This window comes from Gordonia westfalica, from assembly GCF_900105725.1.
In the GTDB taxonomy this organism is placed as follows: domain Bacteria; phylum Actinomycetota; class Actinomycetes; order Mycobacteriales; family Mycobacteriaceae; genus Gordonia; species Gordonia westfalica.
In genome coordinates this window covers 151,751-163,955 of record NZ_FNLM01000036.1, presented here as the reverse complement: position 1 = coordinate 163,955, position 12,205 = coordinate 151,751, and the positions used below count along the sequence as shown (strand labels likewise).

Annotated in this window: 7 protein-coding genes and 3 pseudogenes; 7 read left to right on the top strand and 3 right to left on the bottom strand. The window is 66.9% G+C overall.

Going from position 1 to position 12,205, the window contains the following annotated elements:
* Window positions 1-313: 313 nt before the first annotated feature.
* The 3 genes and pseudogenes from BLU62_RS27080 to BLU62_RS27070 all read left to right on the top strand — a co-directional run bounded on the left by BLU62_RS27080 (window position 314) and on the right by BLU62_RS27070 (window position 4,531).
* Window positions 314-1,566 (top strand): annotated as a pseudogene (locus BLU62_RS27080) (IS256 family transposase).
* A 641-nt stretch (window positions 1,567-2,207) separates the two neighbouring features.
* A complete protein-coding gene (locus tag BLU62_RS27075; protein WP_074853443.1) occupies window positions 2,208-2,849 on the top strand; it encodes a TetR/AcrR family transcriptional regulator C-terminal domain-containing protein in 642 nt (213 codons plus the stop codon).
* Window positions 2,849-4,531: an acyl-CoA dehydrogenase family protein gene (locus tag BLU62_RS27070; RefSeq protein WP_074853441.1), complete on the top strand. Its 1,683-nt coding sequence runs from the start codon at window positions 2,849-2,851 to the stop codon at window positions 4,529-4,531. Before BLU62_RS27075 ends, BLU62_RS27070 begins: the two co-directional genes overlap by 1 nt.
* Window positions 4,532-4,549: 18 nt before the next feature.
* On the opposite strand, the gene BLU62_RS27065 is transcribed toward BLU62_RS27070, so the two are convergent.
* A complete protein-coding gene (locus BLU62_RS27065; RefSeq protein ID WP_074853439.1) occupies window positions 4,550-5,461 on the bottom strand; it encodes a LysR family transcriptional regulator in 912 nt (303 codons plus the stop codon).
* Between the two features lie 1,038 nt (window positions 5,462-6,499).
* Between BLU62_RS27065 and BLU62_RS34105 the strand changes: the two genes are divergently transcribed.
* Window positions 6,500-6,868, top strand: a complete 369-nt coding sequence (locus tag BLU62_RS34105; RefSeq protein ID WP_244278416.1) for a GGDEF domain-containing protein — start codon at window positions 6,500-6,502, stop codon at window positions 6,866-6,868.
* Between the two features lie 9 nt (window positions 6,869-6,877).
* Here BLU62_RS34105 and BLU62_RS27055 read toward each other — a convergent pair whose 3' ends face one another.
* Complete coding sequence (locus BLU62_RS27055; RefSeq protein ID WP_074853437.1) at window positions 6,878-8,242, bottom strand: FAD-binding oxidoreductase; 1,365 nt, start codon at window positions 8,240-8,242, stop codon at window positions 6,878-6,880.
* An 87-nt stretch (window positions 8,243-8,329) separates the two neighbouring features.
* On the opposite strand from BLU62_RS27055, the gene BLU62_RS27050 reads away from it, so the two are divergent.
* Window positions 8,330-8,755, top strand: coding sequence for a nitroreductase/quinone reductase family protein (locus BLU62_RS27050; RefSeq protein ID WP_074853436.1), 426 nt, complete (start codon window positions 8,330-8,332; stop codon window positions 8,753-8,755).
* Between the two features lie 75 nt (window positions 8,756-8,830).
* A pseudogene (locus tag BLU62_RS27045) lies at window positions 8,831-9,768 on the top strand (serine/threonine-protein kinase).
* 15 nt (window positions 9,769-9,783) lie between these two features.
* Here BLU62_RS27045 and BLU62_RS27040 read toward each other — a convergent pair.
* Window positions 9,784-10,910 (bottom strand): annotated as a pseudogene (locus BLU62_RS27040) (amidohydrolase family protein).
* Window positions 10,911-11,043: 133 nt separating this feature from the next.
* On the opposite strand from BLU62_RS27040, the gene BLU62_RS27035 reads away from it, so the two are divergent.
* Window positions 11,044-12,192 carry an FAD-binding oxidoreductase gene (locus tag BLU62_RS27035; RefSeq protein WP_074853435.1) on the top strand — a complete coding sequence of 383 codons (1,149 nt, stop codon included), beginning with the start codon at window positions 11,044-11,046 and terminating at the stop codon, window positions 12,190-12,192.
* The last annotated feature ends 13 nt before the right edge of the window (window positions 12,193-12,205 follow it).

Sequence of the window (12,205 nt, the reverse complement as noted above, 5' to 3'; positions counted from 1 at the left end):
CTGGACACATCGAAGGTGCCGGGATGGGAAGCGGGAGAAATCTTGCTCTCGTTCTTGGTCGACGCTGCTGGCACAGTCGGAGCCGGAGTTTCTGTCGTTGGCGCATAGCGACGAGCGGCGCAGTTAACCCCGAATAATGCTCCCTGACTGTCATCTTGGTCAGTTTGTCGGCAGTCAAATTAGTAGTGCCCCATAGAGTGGTGTAACTCGGTGGCCGAGATCGTGTCTGACGCTGTGTTGTTGACCGATGCAAAGCGGCCACCGCGTGATCCTTCGAGTCAACCTTCCACAGAATCCTCGAGGAGTCATCGCGATGACCGCACCCCATATTGTCGACCCTGCCGGCCTACTCGGCCAAGCCCTCGCAGACGCGTCACCGGATCTGATGCGCGAACTGCTACAGACTATGATCAACGCCCTGCTCTCGGCGGATGCCGACGCCGTGTGCGGTGCCGAATGGAACGCACGATCTGCCGAACGCACCAACCGCCGCAACGGCTACCGTCACCGCCCCCTCGACACCCGGGTCGGCACCGTCGACGTCGCCATTCCGAAGCTACGCTCGGGCAGCTACTTTCCCGAGTGGCTCCTCGAACGTCGCAAGCGGGCCGAGTCAGCGCTGATCACCGTCGTGGCCGACTGCTACCTGGCCGGTGTATCGACCCGCCGGATGGACAAACTGGTCAAGACACTCGGCATCGCCTCACTGTCGAAGTCGCAGGTCTCACGCATGGCCGAAGACCTCGACGAGCAGGTCGCCGCATTCCGGCACCGCCGCCTCGACGAAGCCGGACCGTTCACCTTCGTCACCGCCGATGCGTTGACGATCAAAGTTCGTGAGAACAAGCAGGTCGTCAAGGCCGTCGTGCTGCTGGCGACCGGCGTCAATGGCGACGGCCACCGCGAGGTGTTGGGCATGCAGGTGGCCACCAGTGAGACCAAGGCATCGTGGAACACCTTCTTCGCCGACCTGGTGGCCCGCGGCCTGGGCGGGGTGCGCTTGGTGACCTCCGATGCTCATGCCGGGCTCATCGAGGCGATCGCAGCGAACCTGCCCGGCGCGGTATGGCAGCGCTGCCGCACCCACTACGCCGCCAACCTCATGGCAGTGTGCCCCAAGTCCATGTGGCCGGCGGTAAAGGCGATGCTGCACAGCGTGTATGACCAGCCGACCGCCACCGCGGTGCACGAGCAGTTCACCGGCTCCTCGAATACACCGACGGCCGGTTGCCCGAGGTCGCCGACCACCTCGGCGACGCCCGCGAGGACCTGCTCGCCTTCACCGGGTTCCCCGACGACGTGTGGCGCCAGATCTGGTCTAACAACCCCACCGAACGGCTCAACCGCGAGATCCGCCGCCGCACCGACGTTGTGGGCATCTTCCCCAACCGCGACGCCATCATCCGCCTCATCGGCGCCGTCCTGGCCGAACAGACCGACGAATGGGCCGAAGGCCGCCGCTACCTCGGACGCGAAGTCCTCAGCCGCTGCCGACTTACCCTGACCACCGACACCCCAACACCGACGGAGGCGACCACCGATCCACTGATGCAACTACCCGCCTGACCCCCCGAAGGATCAGAAACGAGTTACACCACTACTCGGGGCTTGACCGCCAAATTGAAAACGTGCCGTAAGCACGCGGGGTTTTGCCCATGCCAGGTATGCCTCGGCTGCAAACACGCCAGCTGGGTGCCGCACTCGAATGAACCCGCCAACAACACCCAGGCCCAACGGAAAACTCGTCGATCTCGCGTCGCGCGGTGGCGAATTAGACGTGTGCGCTTCTACATACCCGGCGGAATTATCCCTGCCGACCGTGGAACGGTGCTCGTACCCTTTTGGGGCGCTGCCTGCCGTCGAGCCCGGGCCTCGATCTGCCGGATCTGGTTCGCCCAGCATTCGTCCGATACGGCAGGTGGCGGCCTCGGTCGTCTCGGTACCTACCGGTGTCCGTCGACTACTTCGCCGCAGGCGCGGGCTGCTAATGCCTTGCACGGCGCGGTACCGCTGCAAAATGAGTGATGCCCTGCCGAGGCTTGGACATTTACCACCAGATACTGACAAGTATGGACAAGTAGCGATGCAATTCGGACATCTTCGAACGGACGTCACAACTCGCGGGCGAGCGCCACGTGAGCCTTGCCCCGCCGTCACCGGCAGTTTATTGTTTGTCGTACAAACACTGTCGATTGACAAGGACGCCGTTGCCCACGACCGGACGTGCCACGCGGGAGGCCGGTAAGGCCACGCGCAAGTCCTTGCTGCGCGCGGCCGCCGAAGTGTTCGCGGAGAACGGCGAGTCCGCATCCGTGGCGCAGATCTGTCAACGCGCCGACGCCTACCCCAATCAGGTCACCTACTACTTCGGTTCGAAGGAACAACTCTTCGTCGAGGTCGCCTGTGCCGGCGTGCTGCGCGCCGGCCGCCGAGCCGAGGAAGCCGCCGCCGAGACCACGACCGTCCGCGACTACACGAACACCCTCGTCGGGACCCTGCTCGGCCCCTGCGCACGGGACATCGAACTGTTCACCACAGCCATGCTGCTGACGTCGCGCCGCTCCGATCTCCGCGAACACATCACCGACACCCTGCGCACACTGCACGAACGCGGCGAGCAGGCGCTGATGTCGACGCTCGTGCGGACCGGCTGGACGCTCCGCGCGAGGATCGACGTCGAGGCCAAGGCATTCTGGTCGGCGATCTTCGGCCTCGCGGTCCAGAAGGCCGCCACCGGAGCCGATTTCGGCTACCGGCTCGAGGACGCGGTCGCGGTGATCTTCACGAATCTGCAGATCCCGGACCGGGTTCTGGACCGGCCACTCGTACCCACGTCCCAGGAGGCATGATGACCCAGTCCGCGACGCACATCCATCCGCAGCCGCATCTCACCCACGAGGTGTTCAACCAGTCGGCACCGCGGGTGGACGTCAACGAGTACGAACTCGACACCGTCCTCACCGAAGCGGTCGCCCGGCACGACGGCACCTGGGGCGACGCCGAGCTCCGCGAGATCGGGGCACTCGTCGGCAGCGAATCCTTCAAGCACGACGCCCATCTCGCCAACACCGTCACGCCGGTGCTGCGAACGTTCGACCGCTGGGGTCACCGCATCGACGAGGTCGAGTACCACCCCGCTTATCACCGGATCATCTCCGAATCCATCGCCCACGGCGCCCACACACGCTGCTGGGCCGACCCGCAGCCGGGATCACATGTGGTCCGGGCCGCGGCCTTCATGCTGTTCGGGCAGATCGAACCGGGCCACGCCTGTCCGGTGTCGATGACGCACGCGGTCATCCCCTCGCTCGAACTGCAACCCGACGTCGCCGCGAACTGGGTTCCGAAGGCGTTGTCCCGCAGCTACTCCCCGGAGCTGAGCGCCACCAAGGAGTCGGCGATCTTCGGAATGTCGATGACCGAGAAGCAGGGCGGCTCCGACGTGCGCGCCAACACCACGGTTGCGGTTCCCGCCGGGACCGGCGGGCCGGGCGCCGAGTACCTCCTAACCGGGCACAAGTGGTTCTGCTCCGCGCCAATGTCCGATGCGTTCCTGGTCCTCGCCCAGGCACAAGGCGCAGGCGGCGAAGGACTTTCGTGCTTCCTGCTCCCGCGTATCCTCCCCGACGGCACCCGCAACGTCTTCCGCATCCAGCGTCTCAAGGACAAGCTCGGCAACAAGTCCAACGCGTCGAGCGAGATCGAACTCGACGGCACCGTCGCCGTCATGGTCGGCGAACCGGGACGCGGCGTGCGCACGATCATCGAGATGGTCGCGCAGACCCGGCTCGACTGCGTCCTGGGTTCGGCTGCCGGCATGCGGCAGGCCGTCGCCGAGGCCACCTGGCACGCCCGGCACCGCGCCGCCTTCGGTGCGACGCTGGCCGACCAGCCGGCCATGACCGCCGTATTGGCCGACCTCGCACTGGAATCCGAGGCCGCGACCACCACCGCCATCCGGCTCGCGCGCGCCCACGACGAAGATGCCGGACCCCAGGAACGAGCCTTCCGCCGGCTCGCCACCGCGGTTGCCAAGTACTGGATCTGCAAGCGCGGACCCCACCACGCCTACGAGGCGCTGGAATGCCTGGGCGGCAACGGATACACCGAGGACTTCCCACTCGCCATGCGCTACCGCGAACAGCCGGTGATGGCCGTGTGGGAGGGCTCCGGCAACGTCATCGCCCTCGACGTCCTGCGCGCGATGACCCGCGAGCCCGAATCGGTGGCCGCATTCGATGCCGAGGTCTCGCTCGCTCGCGGCGCCGACCGCACCCTCGACGAGCACCTGGACCGTCTTCGCGACCAGCTCGGTGAACTGTCTCGGCTCGGCCCGGCCGACGCCCAGCGTCGTGCACGGTCGACCGTCGAGGCGATGGCCCTGGCGCTCGAGGCGTCTCTGCTGGTGCGCCACAGTCCATCCGCCGTCGCAGACGCGTTCATCGCGAGCCGACTGGGCCCCGACCGTAGCTTCGAGTACGGCGCGCTCCCGGACGGCGCCGACCTCGCCGCGATCGTCGAGCGGCACTGACGCGCAGCGCTCGCCGGCTCACACAACACCTTCCGCGGCCGCCAGGATCTGCCGGCGCAGCGTCGACGCCGTGTTGGGCAGCCACATGGCCCGGACGGGAGCGAACGGCGGGTCGGTGAACTCGACGATGCGGATGGAGTTCGCATAGATCCAGCCGGGTTCGTTGGTGACGAAGGCACAGGCCTTCGGATGGGCGATGACCGCCGTGTGCGGTGGCGTGCCCAGGAGGGTCGACAGGATGATCCGGGGCTCGAATCCCGCACGCCTGCAAAGCCCTACGAGGATGTCGGTGTACTCGTAATCGTGCTCGGGTCCCCACACGACGATCTCGTAGTCGGCGAGGGCGGCCATGTCGACGCGCGCGTGCGCCGCGAGCGGGTGGTCACTGCGCACCGCCAACCGGAGTTCGTGCTCGGTCGCGATCGTCGTCGCCATGTCCGGGGGAGCCGCCACACCGCGACCCAACGCCAGATCGATCGCCCCCGTCAGCAGTTCGTCGCGCATGAAATCGGCGAACACCGGGCGCACCGTGATCGGAACCGAGGGGTCGGCGAGCACCACGGGTTCGATGATGCGGAAGACCTCCGACGACGCGAGGTCGGGCGCGTGGCCGATGACGAACGGGGCCGGCGATCCGGCATTGACACGTCTGACCTGTGTGGCGAGCTGTTCTCCGCCGGCCAGGAGCGGCACCGCGCCACGGTAGAGTGCCTCACCGGCAGCAGTCGGCGTCAGGCTGCGGCGCGACCGGGAGAACAACTCGACCCCCAGTTGCCGCTCGAGTTCCCGGATCGCCGACGACAGCGCCTGCTGGCTGATGAACAGGTTGTCGGCCGCGACGCGGAGGCTCGGAGCCTCTATGACGACGACAAACATCCGGAGTCGGCGCAGGTCGATATCGCGGAGTCCGGTGTCACCAGAACCATTCATCAACCATCTCCTGTCAGTTATCCCGATTGATGTGATTGTAGGTTGACCTTCGACCCAATATGCTCATTTCTGCATGGCGTCGTATTCAGATGCCAATCGCGTTTTGGGCCACTGCTGGGGTCCCCCGCGGAGGGGACGGGAGGACCCCGGCAGGAGCTTCTTTCTCATTTTTCCCTGTTTCACTCTCGCGACCGGGACTCGTCGCGCATTCCCTGCTCCGATGAAGCATCCTTAATGCTCGTCTAAACTTCGCAGTATCAGTCACACCCCCATTCCGGAGCTCGATCAGGTGGAAGAAGCGGTCGGCCGTTCGCCGAGATCTACGCTGTTCAGCGGGCTCGGTGATGACCCGATCACCGCGGAGATCGCGCGTCACGGCCGGCTCTACGACGAGACGCATCACGTCCTCCGGCAACTGCGGGTGCGGGAACGTCACATCCGATACACCATCGCCGGCCTTGTTCTCATCTTCGGAATCGTGGGAACACTCGCGCTCTTCACCCCCGGCGGCGCGCAGGGGTCGATGTGGCGGTCCCTGGTCCTCGCCATTGCTGCCGCGACCACCATTCCCACCGCGATTGCCGTGAGCCGAGTGCCTCTGGGGGTGATGTGGTGGACCAAGAAGTCACATGTCCGAGGATTCAACAACGTATTCGTCGCCTACGCGGACGTCGGTCTGGCGGTATGTCTCTTCGCCACCGCCGACCCACGCCTCGCGCTGTATTTCTCGGCGTTGTTCGCCGTGGTGGGCTCGTACAGCGCGCATTTCGTGCGGGCCCGCGTGGTGTATCTCCACATGGCGTTTTCGAGTGCGGTGATCTGCGCCCTCGGTGTTCTAGCCTGGATGGACGGCGTTCCGCCCGTGACCGCGTTCTCCGCCACGCTCGCGCTGCTCGTGGCCGTGAACGGGACCGTCACCCTGCATCAGGGTTACACCTCAGATCTCCAGCGCACCCTGAAACACCAACTGCGGATGGCCAACACCGATCCGCCGACGTCGACCGCTTCAAACGGATCAACGACGACCACGGGCATGCCGTGGGCGACCTGGTGCTGCAGCAGGTCGCCGAGATCCTCGAGGACGCGGTGGATGAGCCGGCGGTCGTCGCCCGGCTCGGAGGGGACGAGTTCGCGATCGCGATGCCGCTCGACGAAGCGGCGGCGCGTGCCGTCGCCGACGACATCGGGGCGCAACCGGTCGACACCGGTGACGGCGAGTGGGCGACCGTCAGCCTCGGTATCGCGGTGGGGCCGTTCCACGGCGGGCACATGTCCGACCGAGATGCGACCGAACGGATTCGACGCGACTTCGCCCTCGCCGACGACGCGCTGTTCGAGGCAAAGGGGAGCCGGCGCGGCACCTATGCCGTCGTACGCACCGACGCCGGGGCTCGCACCGGCGGCTGACCAGACGATCTACAGGATCACCCCGGGGTTGAGGAGCCCCTCCGGGTCGAGGGCGTTCTTGATGAGCGCGGTCAGCTCCATCACGTCCGGCCCCACCTGGTCGGGCAGCCAGCCCTTCTTGAGTCGACCCACGCCGTGCTCACCGGTGATGGTGCCGCCGAGTTCGATGGCGAGGTCCATGATCTGGCCGAACGCGGTCTGCGCGCGGGCGGCCTCGGCGGCGTCGTTCGGATCGAAGACGATCAGCGGGTGCGTGTTGCCGTCACCGGCGTGCGCGATCACCGAGATCATCACCTGGTTGTCCGCGGCGATCTTGGCGACGCCGTCGATGAGATCCGGCAGCGCGGGCAATGGCACCCCGACGTCCTCGAGGAGCAACGATCCCAGCTTCTCCACCGCGGGGATGGCCGCGCGCCGGGCGGCGGTGAACGCCTCCCCCTCGGCGGGATCGTCGGTGGTGAAGACCTCGCCCGCACCGCACGTCTCGAAGGCCTTGCGGATGAGCTCGACCTCCTGGGCGCCGGCCGCCCCGGGTGCGTCCGACTGCGCGACGAGCAGTGCCCCCGCATCACGGTCGAGCCCCATACGCAGCATGTCCTCGACCGCGTTGATCGCCACCGAGTCCATGAATTCGAGCATCGCCGGCCGGATCTCGCCGGTGACGCCGAGAACGGCGCGGCTCGCGTCATGCACCGAGTCGAAGATCCCGACGACCGTGCTCGCCGGCCCCTGGGACGGCAGCAGCCGCAGCGTCACCTCGGTGATGATGCCGAGGAGCCCCTCACTGCCGACGAAGAGCTTGGTCAGCGGAAGGCCGGCCGAGTCCTTGAGTTGCCTGCCACCCACCCGGACCGCACGTCCGTCGGCCAGCACCACCTGCAGGCCGAGGACGTAGTCGGTGGTGACCCCGTACTTCACGCAGCACAACCCGCCGGCGTTCGTGGCGACGTTGCCGCCGATCGAGCAGATCTCGAACGACGACGGGTCCGGCGGATACCAGAGTCCCTCCGCCGCCGCAGCAGCCTTGACCTCGGAATTGAACAGCCCGGGCTGTACGACGGCGGTCCGCGTCGCGGGGTCCACGGCGATCTCACGCATCTTCTCGGTGGAGAGCATGATGGCGCCGTCCACCGCCGTCGAGCCACCAGACAGGCTGGTGCCGGCACCCCTGGTGATGATCGGCACCCGGTTCTCGGCACACCAGCGGACCGTCGCCTGGACTTCGTCGGTCGAGGTAGGGCGGACGAGCGCGAGCGGGGTGCCGGCCGCGGGGTCGAAAGCCCGGTCCTGGCGATAGCCGGCGAGGATGTCGGGATCGGTGATCACCATTCCGTCGGGAAGGGCGGCGGCCAGCGAACTCGTGTCGGCACTCATGCGTTCAGCGTATTCTTCGCCGCGCCGGCCGCGGTTTCACTTTGACACACCTGCCGGTCAGAGCGCCGGAGGCGTATCAATGATGTCGTGAGCGACTTCAACACGACCATCATCAATGAGTTCCGCACCAACAACGGACATGTCGACACCGCGGGGTTCGGGAAGAACCTCGTCCTGCTGCACACGCTCGGCGCCAAATCCGGGGAGCCACGGATACACCCGCTGTTCGGCCTTGCCGACGACGGCTCCTGGCTCGTCGTCGGGTCCTTCGCCGGTTCCCCGACGACACCGGCATGGGTACACAACCTTCGCGCCCACCCCGATTCGGTCGCGGTCGAGGCCCCCGCCGCCGACGGCATCGAGCGGTACGACACGCAGGTCACCGAGTTCACCGACGACGAATGGGACGCCGCCTGGGCGAAGTTCACGGCTTTCACCGACCAGTTCGTGAAGTACACCGAGACCGCGCAGGGCCGGAAGTTCCCGATCTTCCGCCTGACCCCCAGAGCCTGACCGCGCGAGCCTGATCGGCGACACCCGGATCGCGGCACCGCACCGCCCGGTCGTCGTCGCTCTACTCTGGGCAGGGTGTTCGAGGTTGGCGAATGCGCGGCCGGCTTCACCATCGACGAGTTCCTCGGCGGGGGTGCGAGCGCGGACGTCTTCCGTGCCCATCGCGACGACGGCAACGGGCCGATCGCGCTCAAAGTGCTGCACCCGAACGCCGCCGACCACGCCCGGGTCCGGGAACGGTTCGAGCGGGAGTTCGGGATCGCCTCGCTCCTCGACCACCCGCACATCGTCCGGATGCGCGCGCACGGCGAGATCGCCTTGGCGCCCGGTTCTCTCGGCCCCGGCACCTGCCGTCGATGTGGTTGGCCATGCAGTACGCCCCCGGTCCGGCGGCCACCGCATTGGTCCCCGGTGACGCCGACGAACCCGACGTGGAGACGATCCTGCGGGTGGCCGGGCAGATCGCCGGCGCTCTCGACTACGCCCACGGCCGGGAAATCCTCCACCGCGACGTCAAACCCGCGAACATCCTGCTCTCCCGGCCCCTCGACGCCGACGACGACACACCCGTCGACGCGTACCTCTCGGACTTCGGGATCGCCCAATTCCTCGACGACACAAGACCACTCGCACGCAACGGTCGAGTGCAGGGTTCCATCGGCTACGCCTCGCCCGAATTACTTCAGGCACAGCGACTCTCGCCGGCCAGCGACAACTACTCCTTCGCGTGCAGCCTCGTCGAACTGTTCACCGGCACACCTCCGTACCCGCGCCACACGTCGTTCGCGATCACCTACGCACACATCAACGACGAGCCGCCGCGCCTCACCCGGCGTCGGCCGTGGCTTCCGTCGGCCATGGATTCCATCTTCGCCAAGGCACTCGCCAAGTCGCCGCAGGACCGTTATCCGACGTGCACGGATCTCGTCGACATCCTCGCCCGGCTCATGCGCGACGTACCCGTTCCCGAGCCGACTCGTTCGCGATGGTGGGGACGCCCGCATCGTCCGTGACGGCCGACCGGCGGATCAGGTCTCGTCGAGTCCGTAGACGCGGACCGCGGTGTCGCGGAAGATGCGTCGTAACGACTCGTCGCCCCACTGGGACACGCAGTCGACCAGCGCGCCGACGAGAACGTCGATCGCGGCGTTCGGACGGTCGATCGGATAGTTGGACCCGAACATGATGCGATCGGACCCGAAGTGGGTGACGACGTGTTCGACGAACGGACCGATCATCTCGCGCAGGGTCGCCTGTCCCCCGATGTTGCCCCACCGGTCGTGGCCGTAGCCCAGGATCGGCATGGCCAGGCCGGAAAGCTTCACCACCACATTGCGATACGACGCCAGCGTGGTCATTCGTTCCCGCCACAGTCGCCAGATGTCCGCACGCGCCGCGGCCGTCGCGCCGGTACGCGTCCCGATCGGGCCGAACACCCCCGCCGGCATCCCGAAGTGATCGAGCACGATCGTCGTGTCCGGATACTCGCGCGCCAGGTCGATCACGTCGTAGAGCTGATGGGAGTAGACCGCCGCCTCGAAGACGAGTTTGCGTGCGGCCAACTCGGCGAAGCCCTCGAGGAAGGAGGCCGACGACAGGATGTTGTCGGCGTCGCCGCCGGCGCGGACACGCGGGTCGGGGTGTCGCGTCGCCACCAGCCGGACGCCACGGACCCGAGAGGAGACCGAGAACTGCTGGTCGAGCGTCTCCGCGAAGTCGTGGTCCCGAGGATCACCGTGCGCGACGATCGCCCCAGACGCGGAGCACCGGCCCGACCGAACGGGAGATGCTCCAGGTAGCGCGTCTCCTCCACGGCGGTGCTGTGGGCCGAGGCCTGCTCCCCGGCCGGCAACGCTTTGCGCCAGTGCGACTCGACGTGGACGACGGTGTCGATGGGCACGCCCACGACCGTCGACACGAGTGCCGCGTCGGTGGCGTACTGCCGCGGTTCGTAGGGTCGCGCGACCGTTCGCGGGGTCAGCACGAACTCACGGTCGGCGCGCGAGGCGATGAGCGGGAACGCACGGTCCCCCAATCGGGGGACGAACCCGTAGAGGCGCGACGAACGGGTTGCCGCCCAGGGGGTGTGCCGCGGATTCCAGTGCTGCACATGCGCGTCGACGATGGCCGGGAGGACACCGTCGAGGGACGTCATCCTCGTACCTTGCCACACCCGATCACCCATCCGACATACGATGACGGATCCTGAATTCCGGGGCGAAGAACGGCTAGTGTGGGTCTCTTGGAACAGGCGGGGGACGAACGCTGACGGAGGTTGTCCAGACAGCATGGCGAGCCACTCACGCCACACGTTGCATCAGCTGCGAACAGCGGTGAACCGGCAGCCCGACCGGTTCGTGACCAACGTCTACACCCGGATGTTCGCGATCGATCCCGACCTCCGGGACCTGTTCGGCGTCTCGATGGCCGCACAGCAGATCGCCTTCCATCGCGTGATCGACCATGTACTCGAAGCCATCCCCGCGGAGTCCGGCCACGCCGACCTCGTCGAGTTCCTCGCCCAGCTGGGTCGCGACCATCGCAAGTTCGGCGTCGAACCCGAGCACTACCACGTCATGTACTCGGCCCTCATGGGCGAGTTCGCCAGCCTGATGGAGGGCTACTGGGACCCCGAGGCCCAACAAACGGTCTCGCAGGCGATGATGCTCGTCACCGGCGTGATGCGTGGGGCCGCCGAGACGGCCACCCATCCCGCCCGGTGGACCGCCGAGGTCGTCGAGAAGTACCGCATCAGCCGCGACCTCGCCGTCGTGCGACTCATCGCGCATGCACCGCTGACGTTCAACGCCGGCCAGTACCTCGAGGTCCACACGCCGCAGTGGCCCAAGCAGTGGCGCAACTTCTCGCCGTCGATCCCCCCGAACCCGGCCGGTGAACTGGAGTTCCACGTACGGGCGATCAAGGGTGGGACGGTCAGTTCGGCCATCGTCAGCGAGACCAGCGTCGGAGACGTCTGGACGCTGTCCCAGAGTCACGGCACACTGCACGTCGACCGGGACCGGCCCGTGCTGATGGTCGCCGGCGGTACCGGGCTCGCGCCGCTGCGTGCGCTGCTCATCGAGATGTCCAAGCGCGCGGACTCGCCGCCGACGCACATCTTCTACGGCATGCGGTATCCCGGCGAGCTCTACGACCTGAGTGTGCTCCGGCGTATCGCGTCGACCAATCCGTGGTTGCAGGTCACCGCGGTGTCGGAGGAGGAGCAGGATCCGTGGTGGATCACCGCGGTGGCGGCGCCTGCCGAACTCGGGATCGACCACCGGATCGGCACCCTCGCCGACGTCGTCGTCGACGCCGGGAACTGGGAGAACCATCAGGTACTGATCGCGGGGTCGTCGCAGATGATCGAGGCGACCCGGCGCAAGCTGATCATCGCCGGGGTCCGGGCGAGCCGTATCCAGCACGATCCGGTCTAGTCGGTCCGGTTCC